The sequence below is a fragment of the Leucobacter insecticola genome (genome assembly GCF_011382965.1).
GTDB classification, from domain to species: Bacteria; Actinomycetota; Actinomycetes; order Actinomycetales; family Microbacteriaceae; genus Leucobacter; species Leucobacter insecticola.
This window is the reverse complement of record NZ_CP049934.1, coordinates 1,231,540-1,251,379: the sequence shown is the minus strand read 5'-3', so window position 1 is coordinate 1,251,379 and position 19,840 is coordinate 1,231,540. Positions and strand designations below refer to the sequence as shown.

Genomic DNA, 19,840 nt, shown 5'->3' with positions numbered 1-19,840 from the left:
GGCACTCGTGTTCGCGCTCGCACTGACGGCTGTCGGTGCGGTGGTGGCACTTACGCAACCCTGGCTGACAAAGACGCTCATTGATAAGGTTAGCAATGAAGGTAGAATTGGCGGGCTTATCGTAGCTCTTGCCGGGCTGTTTGTAGTTGGTGCCGTGATTGACGCGCTCTCCCAATATCTACTTGAACGCGTTAGCGAAAACGTGGCCCGCGATCTTCGTAAATCCATCGGAAAGCGCATACTCAGCGCGCCGTTGAAGGCTCTCTCTCGATTCAGATCCGGTGACTTGCTGGCGAGGGCTACTAGTGACACCACCGTAGTGAGACAAATGCTCTCGACGAGTCTGGTGCAGTTGTTCTCCGTTGCCATTTATGGTGTAGGTACACTGATCTTAATGCTCAGCCTTGACAAGACTCTTCTTTTGGTAATGGTCGTCACTATCGTTGTCGCTGCGCTACTTGTTGTAACTGTTCTTGCTGGTATTCGAGTCGCCACTGAGCGTGCCCAAGGAGCCGTTGGACAGTATGCTGCTGATCTTGAACGTATTCTCGGCTCGATTCGCACAGTCAAAGCATTTTCGGCGGAAGAAGATGAGCGAACTCGCCTCGACGCCTCTACCGATGAGGCCTATAACGGTGGTCTTCGTGCGGCACGCCTAGGTGCCTTGGTGAGTCCCGCGATCGAGCTCGCAGTCAATGGTGCTTTGCTCATTGTGTTATTGCTCGGTGGAATCCGAGTAGCGAAGGGGGAAATGGATATCGGTGACCTTGTCGCTTTCCTGCTCTACGCCACTTATCTCGTGATGCCTCTTGCTGGACTATTCGGCGCTTTGGCCACGTTGCAGCAGGGCCTCGCGGGGCTCCAGCGAATTGAGGATACGAAGATGCTCGGTTCCGAAAGGAGACGGGACTACGAAGATAGAGGCGCAGCGAACTACAACCTCCACGCACCGACGTCCATTGAGTTTAAGGGCGTCACCGCAAGCTATGACGATGAAAGGAACGCGATAGACAATGTGACGTTTAGTCTTCAAGGCCCAGGAATTGCCGCAATTGTCGGTCCGTCGGGCGCTGGCAAGTCCACCATTATCAATCTGCTTGAACAATTCATGACTCCTTCTTCTGGTCGCATACTTGTGAATGGAGCGAGTATCCTGGATTTGGATCCGTTTGATCATCGCCGCATGCTCACCTTGGTTGATCAGGATTCGCCGCTTCTTGATGGAACGCTTCGTGAGAACTTGCTCTATGGAAGGATTGCCAGTGAACTTGCTGCTGGAGATGAACGGCTTGTTGAGGCACTTGTTCAAAGTGGGCTCGGTCAGTTCATCTCGGAATTGCCGAACGGCCTAGATTCGAGGGTTGGGGAGCGTGGCCATGCATTATCAGGCGGTGAAAGACAACGTGTCGCGCTAGCCCGCGCACTTCTAACACCTTCACCCATTTATCTCTTTGACGAACCTAGTTCAAGTCTCGACGTCGAGAACGAACGTCTCGTTGCGGAAGCAATTCGCCGTTTGGCCAAGGCGCACCTAGTCCTCGTGATAACTCACCGTGCGGCGCTAATTCAATCGGCTGACTCGATCGTAGTTCTCGAAGGTGGAAAAGTGGCCGGATCGGGGCCGATTGAGCAACTGAGTGACAACGATACCCTTGTCCGTGCGATGAAAGGTGCATCATAGCCAATGGGAGCTGGCTCGATAAGCGCGAGAAAATTACCCTGTTCAGGCCTTGGTTTCATTTCCAGATTCGATGCCCTTTAGTAGTAGCGACCAGATCGTCGCATTTTTCGACGCTAGTTGAGCGCATTCGCCTAGTCGACTCGCGACTTCCTGGATACCGTGAAAAACCGCAACAATATGCCAGGCCGCGTCCTCGAGATCGAGTCCGTCCCTAAGCTCGCCAGCATCTCGCGCCTGGATGAGCCAGCGATGGGTGTTCTCCATCCAGTCAACGAAAGGCGTTGGCATTTCTGCATCTATCAGTGAGGCTTCACGCATAAGCCGCACCGACGCTCTAATAGTTGCATTATCGCGATAGCTTGCGGCTGCCTGCTCGCTAACCCATCTAATTGCTGTGAGTCCACTCAATCCGCGCGATTCGACCTCCTCCAGCATTGGTACCCACGCAGAAAAGTATCTGTCTACGATCTCGATGGCGAGTAGGGCTTTCGACGGAAAATGAAAGTAAACGGAGCCTTTCGTTAGGTCTAGCCGGTTTGCGATGTCGCTGATGGCAGTACCTGCGTAGCCTCGCGCGTCAAACTCTTCGCTGGCGGCTTGGAGAATGGCGGCCTTAGTGGCGCCCCTTTGGGCTTCGCGCTTGTTAAGGGTCATGATGCAGCTCTTCACCTTCGTTGACTGACCGGACAGTATGCAAGAGTCTATCGAACACGCTCACGGGAGGTCGCATTATGCTGACGAGTGAAGTCAACATTGACCGGAGTGTCGATAGACGTCTGGTGTATCGCTCGTCAGTGGCGAAGGCTTTCCTTCAAGTGGAGAGTGTCGCGCAGATAACGAAGACTGGGTGTTTGGGTTCAGATCCCTAGGAGCGAGAGCACCAACCGATCGTTGGGACTTAGGGGCTCCGATATCGCCTGGTGCCTTCAACCTGTCGGCTCCTTGACCCGAGGCGAAGAAACGCTTGGGCATCCTCCCACCGTGTATCAGCCGACTGGCAAGTCAGAGTTACCTCGGGGCCTTGGTCGTTGATTGCCGATCGTGTGGACTGCTCTTAAACTCAGGTGAGCAGGACAACCTGGCTGGCCCGCGAAGATCACTGAGGGGCCACGGCTCGCGTGCATCGGTAGAACGGTTTCATCTCAGGGCTCAATTATTTCTCTTTTGGCACGTACCTGGTGGTTAACGAGGGTCGTCGCGCGCTGCGTCGACCCGCCACCCTTTCAGGAGTTGCCCATGCCCCAGCCCGACCCTGTCCCGTCTCCGTCGTCCGGTGACCTACCGGCCGCTGTGCTCAGCGAAGCGGGCTTGGCCTTGCATCACGGGAATGCTCTTGAGCTGCTCGGTCTCATACCCGCGGACTCTGTGGACGCTCTGGTTACGGACCCGCCCTATGGCCTGAGTCTCGGTGCCCAGGGCTGGGACGATGCCTCAGGGTTTCGTGAGTCGCTGATCGGGATGGGTCTGCTGAGGGTTTGGTTGAGTCAGAGGTTGTTATGCCGCCAACGCGACAGCATCCATCATAACCACTTCGAACTCGACCGGCGTCAGCTTCCCAAGCCGGCGCTGTCTGCGTTTACGGTGGTACTTCGCTTCAATCCAGTGCACAATCGCGAGCCGCAACTCTTGCCGAGTACGCCAGGCTTTACGATCGAGCACGTTCTTCTGCAGCAGACTGAAGAAGGATTCCATCGCAGCGTTATCCCCACACGCCCCCACCCTGCCCATCGACCCTCTCAACCTGTACCGTTTCAGGGCCTTCTGGAACTTCCTTGACCTGAATTGACTTCCGCGATCCGAATGCACAATCACGCCTTCAGGGTAGCCGCGCTGCTGGACCGCGTTCGTAAGCGCCTGAACCGCGAGCCTGGCCTTCATGCGCGGCCCCATTGACTGGCCGACGATCTTGTTCGACCAGAGGTCCTTGATCGCGCACAGGTACAGCTTCCCCTCACCTGTCCAGTGCTCCGTGATGTCGGTCAGCCACACTTGGTTCGGGCCAGTAGCGGTGAACTCACGCTTCACGAGGTCATCACCCACGGGCGGGCCAGCCTGCTGGTAGCGGCGCTTACGCTGCGTAATGACTGAACTGATGCCTGCAACATGACACAATCGCCACACCCTGCGTTCGCTCACCTGGTAGCCGAGGTCATGGAGTTCGTCAGCGAGGAACCGGTACCCGAGTTCGGGGTCGTCCTCGTGGAGTTCACGCAGCACGCTAATGAGGTGTTCTTCCTCAATCTCGCGCGCAGATTTCGGGCATTTCAGCCACTGGTAGTAGGCCTGTTCACTGAAACCCAACACCCGGCACGCCACCGCGACCGGCACCCTGACAGGGGCACCTGGCGCAGCCATCTCTTGGACGAGCGGGGAGATCATTTTGGGGGTGTGATGTGTATCTGTGACAGGTATGCTGCCGCGCGACGGAGCACTTCGGTTTCCATCGCAAGCTCACGAATCCGTTTCACGGCCTTCGCCATCTCGGCCCGCTCGACAGGATCAGCTGACGGGGTCATTCCGTGGGACTGGAACCTCGCGTCGCGCACCCATGACTGCAACGCGGACTTCGAGACGCCAAGATCTTTACACACCGTCTTCTGCGAGATGCCCGACTCGACCAGCGCGACAGCGTCTCGCTTGAACTCATCACTAAACACATTCTTTGGCAGGGTTGTTATCCTTCCAGCACAGCCTCAAAGCTATGCAATCTTAGACTCAACCAAACCCTCAGCAGACCCGTGTTCCTCCAGGGTGAAGATGCAGACCGCGTGCTGAGGCTCATCGAAGAACAAGGCACCAATGCGGCAATCAACCATCTGGCCAGATACGACTTCGGAGACGAAACCGAGCAAGCAGCACTTGCCCACGGGTACGTCTACGACCAACCTCCAGCCGGTCCCGATGACCATACAGCGACAAAGGGTATCTACTCGCTAACTTTCAGCCCTTTATTCGGGCACGTCTCTCTGTTACGCCGCTACGACAGAACACCCGACCCTGCGTTGCTCGAACTTGACGCGCGTGCTGTCTCAGCCGAGCACGACGAACTCGTCCCGGCTCGTGGAGCTCGCGCGCCGCGCGCGGCCCAGATCGGGGGAAGCCGACTTGGGCAACGTCCGGGTGCCGCTTCCTCATCGCGTGGGCTAGCCCTATGACTACCCCTGACGGGGAGCGCTTGCACACCTCGACGCTCATCGACCCCGAAGGTGAACGTCGCCGCAACCGTAAAGCTCGCCGTCGTGCTGCTGCCCAAATCGAGACCGCAGCACGCAACACCCGCAAGGCCGCCGCGAAGGAAAAGCGGGAGTCCGAACAAACCGAGAAGCGCGCCACCACGTACCTACCCGCCGCCGGCGATCTGGGACCGGCGATGCTCCGAACACCGGGAAGGCTCAGGCTCCCCAGGCACCAAGACACCTCGGCAACGTTGGCTGGGCAATATCCGTTCCTCGCCGAAGGGGGCCTGGGCTCAGCCGGTGTGTTTGTTGGCCAGGACCTCTACTCGGGCGGCAGCTTCGTGTATGACCCGTGGGTGCTCTACCAACGAGGGCTCATCACCGCGCCCAACGTTGTGCTCGCGGGCATCGTCGGCTCCGGGAAATCGTCACTGGCGAAGTCGCTGTACACGAGGTCGTTGCCCTTTGGGCGGCGCGTTTATGTTCCTGGCGATCCCAAAGGGGAACACACCGCCGTGGCCGAAGCCGTCGGCGGACGCGCAATCGTCCTCGGTCACGGGCTGTCCAACCGGCTCAACCCGATCGATGAAGGGCACCGTCCCGCAGGCATCTCGGACGCGGAGTGGGCCATGCAAGTGACTTCGCGTCGCCGTGACCTGATCGGCGCGCTCGCGGAGACGGTACTTGACCGGGTGTTGTCGCCGTTGGAGCACACCGCGATCGATCTGGCGTTGGCGGATGCGGTGCGATCAGCAGAGGTACCGATTCTGCCGATGATCGTAGACCGCATCCTCGCCCCTGATCCGATGACAGGCGAGGACGGACGACTTGCGGAAGACGGTCGGCTCGTCGGCCACGCCCTCCGCCGGCTCGTTGCAGGCGATCTCCAAGGCTTGTTCGATGGCCCGTCGACGGTGAAGTTCGATCCTTCGTTACCAATGGTGTCGCTCGACCTGTCGCGGGTGGCCGAGAACTCGATGCTTATCTCCGTACTGATGACCTGCTCATCCGCGTGGATGGAATCGGCGCTCTCAGACCCGGCGGGTGGGCAACGGTGGGTGATCTACGACGAAGCCTGGCGGCTTATGCAATACCCCGCTCTGCTCCGGCGCATGGATGCGCAGTGGCGCCTTGCACGGCACTTCGGCATTGCGAATATGCTGATCTTCCACAAGCTCACCGATCTCGACAACGTGGGCGACCAGGGTTCGGCCATGCGCGCCCTTGCTTCTTCTCTCCTTGCCAATGCGGAGACGCGGATCGTCTACCGCCAGGAACCCGACCAGCTCGGTTCGACCGCGACAGCCCTCGGACTGACTGGCACAGAACAGAAACTGCTCCCCACACTCGGCACCGGTCAGGGTCTCTGGCGGATCAAGGATCGCTCCTTCGTCGTGCAGCATCAGCTCCACCCGGCGGAGCTCGCCGCGTTCGATACCACTGGACGCATGAACGGATAAGTTCACGGGTTGCCCAGACACCGTTCGTGAATCTCAGAAACTGAAGTGCTCACTACCCAGACTCAAGCGCAGTTGATTGCCTAAATTCTTAGAACCCGAGCTTTCACGCTGGGGCAGAAGGGTGCACGCTCGCCACGATTCAGCGAATGCTGTATAGTCATCGCATGCTGACTATTGCTTCTCGTCTAGACGTGATGAACCGATTGGGTCGGGCAATGGCTGACCCGACTCGGTCGAGGATTCTGATGAGCTTGCTGGAAGAGCCAAGCTATCCGGCGGTGCTGTCGCGTAGCTTGGACTTGACGCGCTCGAACGTGTCGAACCACCTGACGTGTTTGCGGGATTGCGGGATCGTGGTGGCCGAGCCTGAGGGGCGACAGACTCGCTATGAGATCGCGGACCCACATTTGGCAGCTGCACTTAATGCGCTGGTTGAGGTCACTTTGGCGGTTGATGAGCACGCCCCGTGTATCGACCCAGCCTGCCAAGTCGCGGGTTGCTGCGAGCTGGGAGCGGGCGCATGAGCACGGTGACGGGTCCGCAGGTCGAGGACGTCGACCTGGACGGCGATGACGATGATCACGATGTGCCATGGTGGAGGGACCGGGAGATTCTGCTACCGGTGTTCTCGGGTCTGGCGTTTTTTGCTGGCCTGATCGTTGAGTGGTCCGGGGCGGAAACTCCTGCACTGGTGTTGTTCTGGGCGGGCCTAGTGGCGGGCGCATCGACGTTTACGCCCGGTGCCATCCGCAAGCTACTCAAGGGCAAGCTCGGAATCGGTTTACTCATGACGATTAGCGCGATCGGTGCCGTGATCCTCGGGTATGTCGAAGAAGCCGCTGCGCTGGCGTTTCTCTACTCGATCGCTGAAGCTTTAGAGGACAAGGCGATGGACCGAGCCCGCGGCGGCCTGCGGGCTCTGCTAAAGCTCGTGCCCGAGACCGCCACGATTCGTATTGACGGAACGCCGGTTGAGGTTGCTGCGAAAGAACTCACGGTCGGCCAAATCATGCTGGTGCGTCCAGGGGAACGGATCGCGACGGACGGGCTCGTTCGCGTTGGGCGCAGCAGCCTGGACACCTCAGCGATCACCGGAGAGTCGATCCCGGTCGAGGTCCAGCCCGGCGACACGGTTTCGGCCGGAGCGATCAACACCGCCGGTGTGCTGGAGGTTGAGACATCAGCTGCAGGGACGGACAACTCACTAACGACAATCGTTGAACTGGTCGAGCAGGCCCAGGCCGAGAAGGGTGACCGCGCCCGCCTCGCGGACAGGATTGCCCGCCCACTTGTGCCCGGCATCCTCATCCTTGCCGTCCTGGTTGCATTGATCGGGTCACTGTTGGGTGACCCGGAGCTGTGGATCACCCGCGCCCTGGTGGTGCTCGTCGCAGCGTCTCCCTGTGCGTTAGCGATTTCAGTGCCCATCACCGTAGTTGCCGCCATCGGATCGGCGAGCAAGTTCGGTGTGATTATCAAGTCCGGCGCGATCTTCGAACGCTTCGGCGGAATCCGTCGCGTTGCCGTCGATAAGACAGGGACGCTGACCCGAAATCAGCCCACCGTCACCGCTGTCCTGACCGCAGGAACCGCGACTGAGGCCGACGTGCTCGAGTGGGCAGCCGGGCTGGAGCAGCACAGCACTCACCCGCTGGCGGACGCGATCACCCAGAAAGCCGCTGACGCGCCTGCTGCCGCTGAGGTGTCTGAACAGGCCGGACACGGCATCACCGGCTTCGTTGACGGCGCAACGGTCACCGTTGGCAGCCCTCGCTGGTTGGACACCGGAGCCCTCGCCGGTCAAGTTGCAGCGTTGGAGGGGCAGGGCATGACTGTCGTGGTCGTACACCGAAACCAACAACCAGTCGGTGCGATTGGAGTGCGCGATGAGCTGCGACCCGAGGTACCGGAAGTGATCCGCACACTCGCCGATCAGGGAATCGGGGTGACGATGCTCACCGGCGACAACGCCCGCACCGCTCACGCTCTCGCCAGCCAAGCTGGCATCGAGGACGTGCGTGCTGAGCTGCGGCCAGAGGACAAGGCTATCGCGATCAACGAGCTTGCTGCGACTGGGTCGGTGGCGATGATCGGGGACGGCATCAATGACGCCCCCGCACTTGCTGCCGCAGATGTCGGCATCGCGATGGGTGCGACTGGTTCGGACGCGGCGATCGAGTCCGCCGATGTCGCGTTCACCGGCCACGACTTGCGCCTGATTCCGCGAGCGTTGGCGCATGCACGACGTGGCAGGCGCATCATCAACCAGAACATCATCTTGTCACTGTTGATCATCGTCGCACTGCTTCCGTTGGCGCTGTTTGGTGTCCTCGGGCTCGCCGTTGTCGTGCTGGTCCACGAAATTGCTGAGGTTATCGTCATCCTCAACGGGCTCCGCGCCGCGCGTACACGGTCTTGACAGCCTGCCTTTGACATTCGGGATCTGACGCCCCTTAGTTGCGTGTGATTCCTGACCTGGCAAGCTGATTCATCGATCATCTTGCAAGCGAAGATGGGTCCGATGCCTTCAAATTTCTGGCGACTCGCTAACTATGGCTCCCACACGTCTTCGATCACCCCCTGTTCCGACGGGTAGGCGAGAGAAGGCCGAGCGTTGCTGTGCGCACCTGAGAGTTGGGCGTCGTCATTCCTGTCGGCGGCCGTCTGCTGCTCTCAGGAGGAATCATGGCTCGACCTATCACCCGCCCACCCCACGACGGGGCCACCCACCCGCCAGAGAGACGCGGCCCGTCCGCTCGGCTGGTGTCGGTTCTGCTCGCCCTGTTCGTAATGTTGGGTGGCCTGATTCTGAGCCCGTCCGTGGCGCAGGCGGCAACGTTGGGTACCGGGTATGGCGACGAAAACCTGTTCATCGGTGCCTACAGTTCACATGGTCGGCAGGCGTACTGCATGGACCTCGGTGCGTCGAGCCCGTGGGGATCAACGAATCCGCCGTCACTGGAAACCGCGCTGGACGGCCTGACCCGTCAGCAGCTTGCTGAGCTGAACTACGTGATGGGACGGTGGGGCGAGTCGCGTGACCCGAACATCACCTCAGCGGTAGCAATGTTCGTGTGGGACGTCGCGGACCACGACCCGTATGTCGCCTACGGTGGCGACGCGAGACTGCTCACGCGAGTCCCTGCCAGCCAGCAGGCAATCGTGATGGCGAACCTTGGCGCGATTCGTGAGGCAGCCCGCACGGAAGCAGTGGCGGACCCGTCGTTGGCTCTGGCGGTCACCATGGCAGACCAGTACCAGGGCACGCTCACCATCGGGACCACACCGGGGTCGCTGACCGGGCCGGTGACGCTCACGGACGCGACCTTCGCCGATGGCTCACGCACCAAGGCGCTCGGAGCCGGAACCTACCCGATCATCGGCACTCCTGCGGTGGGGGTACCGGAGTACCGGATCAGCGCGGTCATGTCGTCGCAGGCTGCTGGGTTCGGAGCCGGTGTGGACTTGTTCTATACGCCCGGCGCTCAACGCATCCTCGCCACCGCATCGTTCCAGCCGCTGACCGCCCAGGCATCCTCCCCGGTAATCCCACTGGACTTCCAACCCGAAATTGGAACCCAGGTGGTAACGAAGTTCGTACAGCAGGGTGACCAGCTCACCGACCGACTCGCCGTCACTGTCACGAAGGGCACCTGGATTGTCGTGAACGGCAAGCCCGTGCCCGTTGTAGCGGATGGCACCTTGTATGGGCCGCTGGATGAGCAGCCTTCCGAAGCGGACGCACCTCCGGTGGGTACTCCGGTCGCGGGTCGGGTGCAGGCCACTCTCACCGGAGCAGGCACGGTCGTTTCTCCCGGTATCACGGCACCGGAGTCGGGTTTCTACACGTGGGTGTGGCAGATCGATAAGAAAAAGCAGGGCAGCAATGCGAAGTACCTGGCTGATTTCTTCACCGACCGGTATGGGCGTGTGGCCGAGACCAACGTCGTGCCGTTCCAGCCGGAAGCAGTATCGAAGGCAAATGGGAAGCTCGTGAAGCCGGGCGATGAGGTCACCGACACCATCACTGTCTCCTCAACGAATGGGGCTTGGCTCAAGCAGGGCGGCACGCACATCCCGGTCGTGTTCGAGGGCACCGCTTACCAGGTGCCCGGCACCCTCCCACCTGTCGAAGGCACGCAAATTCCTGTGGATGCCGTTGCTCTGGGCACCGTGCAGGTGACCGCAACCGGCCCAGGCACCTACACATCCCCGAAAGCGACTGTCCTGTCTGGCGGATTCGTGACGTGGGTCTGGCAGGTGCGCAAGAGCGCGCAGCCGGAATGGGTGCGCCCGTTCCTCGCCGCCGACTGGCAAGACCAGTACGGCATCAACGTGGAAACACATTCGGTGCGTTGGCCGTTGACGATCACTTCGGAAATGCGTGAGTACAACGTGCACGAGGGAGGTCGGGCGTTCGACAAAATCACGGTCACGGGGTTCCCTGATAACCATCCTGACTTCACCGGTGACGGCTACTGGCAGCCGGATACGAAGACCCTCACCCACACCGTCTACGGGCCGTTCGCATCCGACACAGAGTTGACTACGGACCTCGACCTGGCCTCGGCTCCTGTGCTGACGAGCATAGAGACCCCGGCAAAGAACGGCGTCTACAACATCGGCTACGACGACACCGAACGGATCGAGCCGACCGAGCCCGGCTATTACGTCATCGTTACCAGCTTCGCTGGCGACGACCGGGTACAGCCTTACATCAGTTCACCGGGCGACATCTGGGAGCGGTTCTTCGTCCCGGGCGCTAAACAGCCTGTGTCGGTCATTACGCAAGCCACCCCGACCGCGCTGGTGGGTGAGGAGTTCGAGGATACAGCGCTCGTGCAAGGTACCACGATCCCCGACGGCTCCTACCTCGTGTTCCGTGCCTACGGTCCCCAGTCAGGGGATGCCGCCCCGGTGTGCGAGAGCCCATTCTTCACCTCGAAGAGAGTCCCTGTCACCCAAGCAGGTCTCTATCGCTCCGGCAGCACGAGCGTCGACCAGCCAGGCAACGTGTACTGGGTTGAGACGCTGTACGACAAGGCCGGATCGGTGCTGTCACAAGGCAGGTGTGGGGCACCGGGTGAGACAACCGTCGTGACCGAGCAGCCAGAACAGGTAACCGTCTCGACCAAGGCCGTCCCGACGGTACAGCTCGGTGATCCCGCGCACGATACGGCCATCATCACAGGGAAACCTCCGGCAGGAGCAACCCTTACTTTCGAGGCCTACCGCCAGGACGGCCAGACACCTGTCTGCACCACCGACACACGCGTGTTCGCGACCGACCCCGTGACGGTTGAAGGGCCGGGCGAGGTCACCTCAGTCCCGGTCATATTTGAGAAGGTCGGCACTTACTACTGGACCGAAACACTGAAAGACCGCGACGGCACCGTGATCCACCGGGGCCTGTGCGGGGCACCGGGCGAAACCACAACCGTCACCACCATTCCACCGTCGACCCGCCTTGCTCAGACCGGTGCAGGCGGCTGGATCATGCCGCTCGGGATCGGTGCCGGACTGGCCGCGCTCGCCGGTGCGATCGCCTTGCTGGTCGGTCGCAGGCTTGCACCCGCCCGCGGACTCAAGAACGAGGAGGGCGAAGAACCTTCTTCCATCCACGACCTCTTCGACGAAACGGAGGCCTGAACCGCATAGGTAGGACCACCCACCGGGGCGCGCATCTTTCGAGGTGCGCGCCCCTGCTTTTATGCGCCCGGGTTTCGTTCGTGCACCTGTCCTGTGCCCGAGCGAATGGAGAGAACCACCGATGAGCCGCAACCGCGCTAAGCGCACTCCCGATCACCAGCCTGCGCACCGCGAGCCGAACGTGCCGGTCGTGCCGGTCGTGCTCCCACACGTCGTCATGACGGTCGCATCCGACGGGACAATGACCGTCACCGTCGATGGGCAGACCTACCAGCCAGAGCCGTTCGCGCCGCAGTGGCGGCGCGAGTCGTTCCCGAGTCTCATTGACCGACTCACGAATGACCGGCAATGCCCTATCCGTGTTGAGGTTCGTGAAGCCGACGGCACCGTGTTCACCGACATCGTCGCCCCCACCCGAAACCGCAGGCCTGCGCCTCCGCAGGAGGCTCAACAGTCCACTCCGGCCAACGCCACCGCACCAGCCGCGCCGCCACTGATCGCAGTCCACGGTGAAGGATTCGTCCCCGGAGAAGACATCGCAGTTGCGGTCATCGTGGCCCGGACCGATGCCGCTCCAATGGGAACCGCTCGCGCGCTCGTCACCGCCGAGCAGATAGCCCAGTCACCAACCGGGGAAGTCATACTGCTCGGGCGCATCTCCGGCGCACTCGCGCTCGGCAGGCCCGTGTGAGTACCCCGCGGTCGAGCGGATCGCTCGGTGACGAGCTGACAAACCTCGGCATCGGTGCCCTCATCGTCGGAGCTGTCCTGGCCCTGATCTTGCGCGGGGCCGGCTCAGCCGCCGCATGGATCACCGGCCTCGACCAACCCGCCGCTGGTATCAGCGCTGGACTGGGTGTGATCCTCCGCCCTGACGATCCCGCGACACCTTTGGATGCGCCAGGGCTTAACCCGGTTGCCTTCTGGGTCACGGCAGCTCTCTTGATCGTGGCAGCAGGCACCGCGGGATGGTGGGTTTCGCACCTGATTCTCAATCACAACCGACAGGTCAAAACCGACCCGTACCGAATCACAGGCATCGCTACTCGCCCCGAGATCGCAACGACGGCATCCGAGACGGCGCTCCTACGCAGGGCAGGACACCTGCGGCCGTCGCTCGAAAAACCGAGGCCAGAAGATGTGGGCTATCGGATCGGGATCTCACGGGGCAAGAGCGTATGGGCGTCGGTCGAGGACTCGATACTTCTCATTGGGCCACCGCGTTCCGGCAAGGGTGCGCATATCGTCATCAACGCCATTCTCGATGCACCCGGTGCGGTCGTGACCACCAGCACTCGACCAGATAACCTCACCGCCACGTTGAGAGCCCGGCAGAAAATCGGGCCGACCGCGGTGTTCGACCCCCAGCATCTTGCCGAAGGCATCCCGTCAGGGCTGCGATGGTCGCCAATCCGTGGCTGCGAAGACCCGTTGACTGCGATGATTCGCGCCACTGGTCTTGCTGCGGGCACCGGCCTGTCATCGGGCGGTGTCGAAGGCGGTGGGTTCTGGGAAGCGAAAACTCGCACCGCGCTCCAAGCACTGCTTCATGCTGCCGCCCTCGACCATCGACCACCAGCCGAACTCTTCCGTTGGACCCTCGACCCCTCAGCCGCCGCCGACGCCGTTGCGATCCTCACCGCGAACCCCAGGGCCGCGACAGGATGGGCCGATTCGTTGCAGTCCATGATCGATTCCGATCCGCGAACCCGCGACTCCATCTGGCAAGGCGTCTCTCTGGCGCTCGCGGCCCTGGCCGACCCGCGCGTACTCGATGCCGTCTCCCCACAAGACGGCGAAGACTTCGATCCCGAAGCGTTCCTCCGCGCAAAGGGCACCTTGTATCTGTTGGCGACCGGTGCGGGCGCCAACAATTCCACTGCTCTGGTCGCAGCGTTCGTGGAAGACCTCGTGGAAGCAGGACGGCGGATCGCCGCCACTAGCCCCGGCGCGCGTCTTGACCCTCCCGTGCTGCTCGCGCTCGATGAAGTCGGCAATCTCGCCCCGTTGCCCTCGCTCCCGACGCTGATGGCCGAAGGTGGCGGTACAGGAATCACGACCATGCCCGTACTCCAGTCGCTCGCGCAGGCACGAGAGAAGTGGTCTGAGAACGCCGCCAGTGCCATCTGGGATGCCTCCATCGTGAAAATCATCCTCGGTGGAGCATCCAACAGCCGAGACCTGGGTGACCTCTCCACGCTCATCGGTGAGCGCGACGAGATCACCGATTCCACAACGGTCGGCGACCAGGGCTCACGTTCAGCGCAACGCTCGATCCGCCGTGTGCCGATCATGCCTCCCGACACCATCCGCACCTTGCCGTTCGGGACCGCCCTCGTGCTGCTTCGGGCGGCACCACCCATCGTCACGCGGATGCGTACCTGGACCAAGCGGGCCGACGCCGCACAGCTCCGGGCTGACCGGAAAGACATCGGGGCAGAGCTGCTGCGTGCTGCTGGGCATTGAGGCCGCCTGGTCCGAGTTGCGCACCTCCTGAGTGGGCAACAGACCAAGTGGCCGCCCAACGAACACGAACAGGAGAGCGTGATGAGTATCGAGACTGAGCAGGCTGTGGCGGGGTTCATCGCCACGGTCCCAACTTTGACCCGCACCGAGGACGGTGCGGCACGGTTCTACACCCGTATCGGGATCGAGCACTCCCGACAAGAGCCAGACGGATCGTGGACGAAGCTCGAACCGACGTTTCACGACATGACTGCGTTCCGGCGGGCCGCCGAGGAGGGCTTCACCCGATTCCGAAAGGGTGACAAGTTCGTCGCCACCGGTCGTGTGCACGAGTACACCCGTCAGAAGGACGGTGAGCAGGCTGAGGAGTTCATCGTCAGCCGGTTCGGTCACGATGTTGCTCGCACCCAGTACGTCGTCCACCGCGCCCCGCGCCAATCCGCACCCGAGCAGAATGCACCGTCTCGGAGCGCAGGATTCGAGACTCAAGCCCGCGCCCCGCAGGCGGCACGTGCCCCTCAGATGGGGATGTGAGCGACGATGAGTGACTTCGTTCCTGAGCCTGACCCTAACGAAACCGAGAGCACGTTCATTGATCCGGTGATGGCAGAACCGCCGCATCCGATCAACTGGAATCTCCTGACCGCTGAGGATGCCGAGGTCGAATGGCTTGAACTCAACCGGTGGGTGAACTGGCTCCGCAAGACCTACGGGTTACCTGCCTCCGTCATCCCGCCAGCGTGGTTCAACCATCCCGAACTCGTCTGGGAGCTCAGCGCCCTTCACCTGCATTGGCTGTGCGCCTACGACCCCGAGCAGGACGGCTCCGCGCCGCTGGGCTGGCACCGCGATTTCGCCGACGCGCGCGAACGCCTACGTGACTGGGTTGCAACCAGTGGCACGCGCCTCGACCGCGACGCCGAGTTCGTGGATTTCATCATGGCCGATGTCGCCAGCCGCCGCGAAGCCGAGGACGCTTTCTACGCCAACGCCGCCTCAGACAGCGGAGAGATGTCGTGAGTGACGAGGCACGGGAGACGGTGGTGTCACCGTTATTGGACAGTCGTGAGGTCGCCGCCTATCTGAAGGTATCGGAGTCCACTCTGTCCCGATGGCGTTCCGCGCAGAGCGGACCCCCGTTTCTCCGGCTGGGCGGCATCGCGAGGTACAGACTCGACGCTGTGGACCAGTGGCTAGCCAGCATGGAAGACGACCATGCCGCGCAAGGCTAAGCCTCTCCCGACAGCCGAACCCAAGCCCGTTCCTCCCATCGGGGTGAAGGTCTCCACCGACATGGAACGCCGCTCCTATGGCATCCGTGCCCGAGCCCGGTGGACTGACCCGATCACCAAGCGCCGCGTCATCCGCTCTGAGATCGTCCCGGACGAAGCTGCCGCCCACAACTTCTTCGATCAGCTCCGCAACTCCTCCGTCAAGGGCATGGATACGGCGATGACGCTGACAGAGTTCGTTACCGCTATTGGCGAGCGATGGGCACGTGGGCTCGACCCGACTTCGACGGGTGAGACCTACGGCTTCGGATTGAAGCTGCGCGTCCTACCCGCGCTCGGGCATTTGCCTGTCACCCAGATCACCGCCGGCATCATCGACCGCACCATTGACGAGTGGGAACAACGGTACGGCGCATCCACGATCAAGAACTCCATCGCCCCGCTCGTGCGCGTCCTCGATGAGGCAGTGCGCGATGGGCTCCTCACCATCAACCCTGCTAAGAACCGCGCCAAACGAAGCCTGAACCGCAACGCCTTCAGAACCCAGTCCGCCGAGCAGTCTTCGCCCAGGGCGCATGCAATCCCAGATTTGAAGACCCTCAACAAGCTGGCGAAGGCGTGCGGGAGGGTCCACCAGTCCTACAGCGACTTCGTGATGCTTGCGGCGCTTCTTGCTGCACGTTCTTCTGAGGTGTCCGGGTTGCAGGTCGGAGACGTGCGGTTTGACGCGAACCTCGTCGTGATCTCCCGGCAGATTTTCCCAGGCAAAGGCGGGTTGGTTACCAAGCCGACGAAGAGCCGCAAGGAACGGCGCGTGCCGATCCTTGAACCGCTCCGGCCCGTTCTCGAACGGCTTACCGCAGACAAAGAGCCGGAAGACCAGCTCCTGGTGGGACCCAAGGGCGGGGTACTCACGACCGCGACAGTTAGGGACGCCACGGACTGGGACACGATCGTCGCGGGGCTCGGGCTGCCTGATCTGACTCGTCAGGGGCTCCGGCATACCGGGGCTACTTGGATGGCCGACGCCGGCGTGCCCCTCCACGTGCTTCAAGAGATTCTTGGACACGCATCGATGGAGACCACACGTGGGTACATCCACCCCGACGACCGCCACCTTGCCTCGGCCGCGGAGCAAGCCAATGCGTTCCTGTCGCCCGACGGACAGCGCAAGCAAACTCGACGCGGCAGCGCCTCGTCCAAGAGCCTGTGATGCACACCCACGTCAGCGAGAAGGTTCTCCGGAATGGTTCTGGTCCCCTTTTGGTCCCCTTATCCACAGGGATGAGCTTCGAGGTGGCCCGGCTGTCCACGGTCAGGCCGGATGCGCGACGCCAGGGGACCAGTGGGGGACCACGAAAAGCGATCTCAGGAACGACGAAGCCCTGACGAGAAACCTACTCTCATCAGGGCTTTTCTGTCGGGCTGACAGGATTTGAACCTGCGACCCCCTGACCCCCAGTCAGGTGCGCTACCAAGCTGCGCCACAGCCCGTGGCTTAGATATTCAGTTGTTCGGGCCGACCGGGGCGGGATAAACCCCTTAACCCCAGTCAAGTGCGCCACCAAGCTGCGCCACAGCCCGCTGCAACTCCGAGAAGATTCCGCCGAAACGGATTCCGCCGCCGAAGCAACCCCTCTATCTTACCCATACTCCACGCACACAAATGACCAACCGGCAACACGCACCCGCGGGGCCGCAGAATTACCCGTCCTGCAGCGCCGCGTCGAGATCCGGCTCGGGCCCAAATACGAAGGATCTGCCACTCAGCGACGCAATCTCGATGCGCACGAACGTCGGTTTCACGGTCGACACGAAAGGTCTGAGCGGCAGCGCCGCCGCCGCAAGCACCTCATCTCCCCCCTCAAGCACCCGCGCAGTCCCGCGCAGCACCACGCTCCATCCGTCAGCGCCGCCGTAGGAATCAACCTGAAACACCACGGCATCGTTGATCGTCAGCTCCGAGAGTTTCGATCCCGCCGCGGTCCGAAACACGAGGCTCGAACCGTCAACAACGAAATTGATCGGTGCGATGTCAACAACTTCGCCCACCCGAGTCACGAGGCGACCGACGCGCTGCGTGCGCACCAGCTCCCAGCTTTCTTGCTCGGACAGGACGGTGACGGCGCTCGTGTACTCATTCATGGTTCAATTCTCCCGCGATCGGGACGGCTTGGATACCACCTCACCGCTCAGCAATCCCATAGGCTTACAGCTATGAGTGAAGAACTACCCCCGTGTCCCGAGTGCGGCAGCATCTACAGCTACGAGATGGGCGCCCTGCTGGTCTGCCCGGAGTGCGCACACGAGTGGGCCCCGGCAGACGAGGCGAGCGAAACCGCCGCACAAGAAGACGACGTGATCCGCGACGCGGTCGGCAACATTCTGCAGGACGGCGATGCCGTCACGGTCGTGAAGGATCTGAAGGTCAAGGGCGGCGGCACGATAAAGTCCGGTACGAAGGTGAAAAGCATCCGCCTTGTTGACGGTGTCGGCGATCACGATATCGATTGCAAGATCGACGGATTCGGCCCGATGCAGCTGAAGTCAAGCGTCGTCAAGAAGGCGTAACGCCCGTCATCTTCGGCCCGAGGCCAGCAAGCCCAGATACGCTACATTCATGAGCGATCTGAGAAACCCGGGCGATGCTTGGGTCACGGCAGACGACGGCGGTCACTATTGGGGCCGCTTCGGCGCTGCCGGTCTCCTCGCCTACGACCGCTCCCGAGACGCGATACTGATGCAGCATCGTGTCACCTGGAGCGACCACGGTGACACGTGGGGGATCCCGGGCGGTGCACGCCACGAACACGAATCCGCCATCGATGCCGCGATCCGCGAGTCCCAAGAAGAAGCGGGCGTGCCCGACAACTCCGTGACGCCGCACTACACGCACGTCTTGGATCGCGGTGGCTGGCAGTACACCACGCTCATTGCCGACGTCGCGATACCGTTCGAACCGGAGATTACGGATCCTGAGAGCCACGCGCTCGCCTGGGTTCCGCTCGACGAGGTTGAGAACCTCCCCCTGCACCCGGCGTTCGCGACGAGCTTTCCGCTCCTGCGCCCCCTCCTCGGGACGTCCCCGACAGTGGTGGTCGACGCGGCGAACGTCATCGGCAGCGTCCCCAACGGTTGGTGGAAGGATCGTCGCGCCGCCGCCGAAGGCCTACGCGACCGTATCGACGCCCTGATTGCAGGCGAATTCGGGATCCGGCCAGGCTTTTTCGACCTCGCCGAGACCGTCATTCCCGGCATCGATCGCGCCCACCCAGCTTGGGTGATGGTGGTCGAGGGCGTCTCGCGCGGGATCGGCAACGGTGTTCATGTGCGTGTGGTTGACGCCCAGGGCCTCGGGGATGACGAGATTGTCGCGCAGGTCTCACTCTTGGCAGAAGCCAACGCCACCGCCACGGTGGTCACGAGCGACGCTGAACTTAAGGCGCGCGTTCTCGCCGCCGGGGCCACGGCCACTCGCGGCGCTAGGATCCTGCTGCAGCACCTTCCCGCTGTTCCAGCGCGCGAATAATCCCGCACACGATCAACCCCTGGCCAAGCGTGTAGGTGAGCATCACCAAGCCACTCGTCCAGTCGGGCATCAACTCGGGCGTGAAGATCCGAAAGGCCAGGATCCCGTCTGACACCAGAAACCAGGCGCCACCCCAGGCTACGACGGGCCCGCAGCGCGAGGCCATCGCCGCGGTACCCACAAGCAGCAGGCCGTAGATCGCGACCGGAACGCTCAGTGTGCCCGTGCGCGGCAGCAACAACACCAGCAACACGACATAGGCGGCCAGGTAGATGAGCGCCCACAGCGGGAACCCCCGCACCGCAACCCCTCGCGCCCGCCACATCAGCACGAGATACCCTACATGCGCGAGTCCGAAGCAGAGCAGCATCATCGGCAGTTCGTCCTCGAACATCGGGAAGAACGCCGCCGCCCCGTCGCCGAGCCACGAGAACACCACGGCACCGAGCAGCAGGGCCATCGCCCCGCGCGGCCACGGCCGGATCGTTGCCGAGGCCCACACCGCGGCGAGCGCGAGCGCCGGCATCAGCCAAAGCTTTGTGGGTTCCGCGATCGGATGCTCAAGAAACCGAGCGCACACGTGCAGGATCGACACCAGCGAGTAGGGAAGGAATGGGGTGAGTAGCCGTCCCGGTGTTTGCATCATT

Annotated in this window: 17 protein-coding genes and 1 tRNA gene; 13 read left to right on the top strand and 5 right to left on the bottom strand. The window is 62.0% G+C overall.

The genetic code is table 11. The features are described from left to right. The first annotated feature begins 7 nt into the window (after nt 1–7). Nucleotides 8–1,681: an ABC transporter ATP-binding protein gene (locus G7067_RS05670; RefSeq protein ID WP_166322630.1), complete on the top strand. Its 1,674-nt coding sequence runs from the start codon at nt 8–10 to the stop codon at nt 1,679–1,681. Between the two features lie 42 nt (nt 1,682–1,723). On the opposite strand, the gene G7067_RS05665 is transcribed toward G7067_RS05670, so the two are convergent. Then, nucleotides 1,724–2,335 (bottom strand): ScbR family autoregulator-binding transcription factor, encoded by a 612-nt coding sequence (locus tag G7067_RS05665; protein ID WP_166322628.1) that lies wholly within the window; start codon nt 2,333–2,335, stop codon nt 1,724–1,726. An 840-nt stretch (nt 2,336–3,175) separates the two neighbouring features. After that, nucleotides 3,176–4,338 (bottom strand): IS3 family transposase gene (locus G7067_RS05660; RefSeq protein ID WP_425280696.1). Its coding sequence is split into 2 segments (ribosomal slippage): nt 3,176–4,071 and nt 4,071–4,338, totalling 1,164 coding nucleotides; the frame shifts between segments, so codons are not numbered across the junction. Between the two features lie 494 nt (nt 4,339–4,832). Between G7067_RS05660 and G7067_RS05655 the strand changes: the two genes are divergently transcribed. The 10 genes from G7067_RS05655 to G7067_RS05610 all read left to right on the top strand — a co-directional run bounded on the left by G7067_RS05655 (nt 4,833) and on the right by G7067_RS05610 (nt 16,877). Then, complete coding sequence (locus tag G7067_RS05655) at nt 4,833–6,317, top strand: ATP-binding protein (RefSeq protein WP_166322626.1); 1,485 nt, start codon at nt 4,833–4,835, stop codon at nt 6,315–6,317. A 164-nt stretch (nt 6,318–6,481) separates the two neighbouring features. Further along, the gene (cmtR, locus tag G7067_RS05650) at nt 6,482–6,841 is read left to right on the top strand and encodes a Cd(II)/Pb(II)-sensing metalloregulatory transcriptional regulator CmtR (RefSeq protein WP_166322624.1); all 360 of its coding nucleotides are present in this window, start codon (nt 6,482–6,484) and stop codon (nt 6,839–6,841) included. Next, the gene (locus G7067_RS05645) at nt 6,838–8,736 is read left to right on the top strand and encodes a heavy metal translocating P-type ATPase (protein ID WP_205881209.1); all 1,899 of its coding nucleotides are present in this window, start codon (nt 6,838–6,840) and stop codon (nt 8,734–8,736) included. Before cmtR ends, G7067_RS05645 begins: the two co-directional genes overlap by 4 nt. 266 nt (nt 8,737–9,002) lie before the next feature. Further along, nucleotides 9,003–11,966: a hypothetical protein gene (locus tag G7067_RS05640; RefSeq protein WP_166322622.1), complete on the top strand. Its 2,964-nt coding sequence runs from the start codon at nt 9,003–9,005 to the stop codon at nt 11,964–11,966. Between the two features lie 121 nt (nt 11,967–12,087). Beyond that, a complete protein-coding gene (locus G7067_RS05635) occupies nt 12,088–12,657 on the top strand; it encodes a hypothetical protein (protein ID WP_244301285.1) in 570 nt (189 codons plus the stop codon). Continuing rightward, the gene (locus tag G7067_RS05630; RefSeq protein ID WP_166322620.1) at nt 12,654–14,432 is read left to right on the top strand and encodes a type IV secretory system conjugative DNA transfer family protein; all 1,779 of its coding nucleotides are present in this window, start codon (nt 12,654–12,656) and stop codon (nt 14,430–14,432) included. Before G7067_RS05635 ends, G7067_RS05630 begins: the two co-directional genes overlap by 4 nt. An 81-nt stretch (nt 14,433–14,513) precedes the next feature. Continuing rightward, entirely contained in the window at nt 14,514–14,966 is a 453-nt protein-coding gene (locus tag G7067_RS05625) for a single-stranded DNA-binding protein (protein WP_166322618.1), read from the top strand. A gap of 6 nt (nt 14,967–14,972) precedes the next feature. Then, nucleotides 14,973–15,452: a hypothetical protein gene (locus G7067_RS05620; protein ID WP_166322616.1), complete on the top strand. Its 480-nt coding sequence runs from the start codon at nt 14,973–14,975 to the stop codon at nt 15,450–15,452. After that, the gene (locus tag G7067_RS05615) at nt 15,449–15,664 is read left to right on the top strand and encodes a helix-turn-helix transcriptional regulator (protein ID WP_166322614.1); all 216 of its coding nucleotides are present in this window, start codon (nt 15,449–15,451) and stop codon (nt 15,662–15,664) included. Before G7067_RS05620 ends, G7067_RS05615 begins: the two co-directional genes overlap by 4 nt. Then, entirely contained in the window at nt 15,648–16,877 is a 1,230-nt protein-coding gene (locus G7067_RS05610; RefSeq protein ID WP_166322612.1) for a tyrosine-type recombinase/integrase, read from the top strand. The genes G7067_RS05615 and G7067_RS05610 overlap by 17 nt, the downstream gene beginning before the upstream one ends. Nucleotides 16,878–17,084: 207 nt before the next feature. On the opposite strand, the gene G7067_RS05605 is transcribed toward G7067_RS05610, so the two are convergent. Beyond that, nucleotides 17,085–17,158: transfer RNA gene (locus G7067_RS05605), tRNA-Pro, on the bottom strand. A gap of 210 nt (nt 17,159–17,368) precedes the next feature. Further along, nucleotides 17,369–17,809: a pyridoxamine 5'-phosphate oxidase family protein gene (locus tag G7067_RS05600; RefSeq protein ID WP_166322610.1), complete on the bottom strand. Its 441-nt coding sequence runs from the start codon at nt 17,807–17,809 to the stop codon at nt 17,369–17,371. Between the two features lie 72 nt (nt 17,810–17,881). Between G7067_RS05600 and G7067_RS05595 the strand changes: the two genes are divergently transcribed. Together G7067_RS05595 and G7067_RS05590 are read left to right on the top strand one after the other, a co-directional pair. Continuing rightward, nucleotides 17,882–18,235: a zinc ribbon domain-containing protein YjdM gene (locus tag G7067_RS05595; protein ID WP_166322608.1), complete on the top strand. Its 354-nt coding sequence runs from the start codon at nt 17,882–17,884 to the stop codon at nt 18,233–18,235. 49 nt (nt 18,236–18,284) lie between these two features. Further along, the gene (locus G7067_RS05590) at nt 18,285–19,193 is read left to right on the top strand and encodes an NUDIX domain-containing protein (RefSeq protein ID WP_166322606.1); all 909 of its coding nucleotides are present in this window, start codon (nt 18,285–18,287) and stop codon (nt 19,191–19,193) included. Here the strand turns inward: G7067_RS05590 and G7067_RS05585 are convergent. Continuing rightward, nucleotides 19,147–19,839, bottom strand: coding sequence for a lysoplasmalogenase family protein (locus G7067_RS05585; protein ID WP_244301284.1), 693 nt, complete (start codon nt 19,837–19,839; stop codon nt 19,147–19,149). The two genes, G7067_RS05590 and G7067_RS05585, sit on opposite strands and share 47 nt — an antisense overlap. Nucleotide 19,840 lies beyond the last annotated feature (1 nt).

What these genes read in the sequence shown, in the direction of transcription:
- G7067_RS05665 (WP_166322628.1), bottom strand. Translation starts at nt 2,335, where the DNA reads ATGACCCTTAACAAGCGCGAAGCCCAAAGGGGCGCCACTAAGGCCGCC.
- G7067_RS05655 (WP_166322626.1), top strand. Translation starts at nt 4,833, where the DNA reads ATGACTACCCCTGACGGGGAGCGCTTGCACACCTCGACGCTCATCGAC.
- cmtR (WP_166322624.1), top strand. Translation starts at nt 6,482, where the DNA reads ATGCTGACTATTGCTTCTCGTCTAGACGTGATGAACCGATTGGGTCGG.
- G7067_RS05645 (WP_205881209.1), top strand. Translation starts at nt 6,838, where the DNA reads ATGAGCACGGTGACGGGTCCGCAGGTCGAGGACGTCGACCTGGACGGC.
- G7067_RS05640 (WP_166322622.1), top strand. Translation starts at nt 9,003, where the DNA reads ATGGCTCGACCTATCACCCGCCCACCCCACGACGGGGCCACCCACCCG.
- G7067_RS05635 (WP_244301285.1), top strand. Translation starts at nt 12,088, where the DNA reads ATGAGCCGCAACCGCGCTAAGCGCACTCCCGATCACCAGCCTGCGCAC.
- G7067_RS05625 (WP_166322618.1), top strand. Translation starts at nt 14,514, where the DNA reads ATGAGTATCGAGACTGAGCAGGCTGTGGCGGGGTTCATCGCCACGGTC.
- G7067_RS05620 (WP_166322616.1), top strand. Translation starts at nt 14,973, where the DNA reads ATGAGTGACTTCGTTCCTGAGCCTGACCCTAACGAAACCGAGAGCACG.
- G7067_RS05610 (WP_166322612.1), top strand. Translation starts at nt 15,648, where the DNA reads ATGCCGCGCAAGGCTAAGCCTCTCCCGACAGCCGAACCCAAGCCCGTT.
- G7067_RS05600 (WP_166322610.1), bottom strand. Translation starts at nt 17,809, where the DNA reads ATGAATGAGTACACGAGCGCCGTCACCGTCCTGTCCGAGCAAGAAAGC.
- G7067_RS05595 (WP_166322608.1), top strand. Translation starts at nt 17,882, where the DNA reads ATGAGTGAAGAACTACCCCCGTGTCCCGAGTGCGGCAGCATCTACAGC.
- G7067_RS05590 (WP_166322606.1), top strand. Translation starts at nt 18,285, where the DNA reads ATGAGCGATCTGAGAAACCCGGGCGATGCTTGGGTCACGGCAGACGAC.
- G7067_RS05585 (WP_244301284.1), bottom strand. Translation starts at nt 19,839, where the DNA reads ATGATGCAAACACCGGGACGGCTACTCACCCCATTCCTTCCCTACTCG.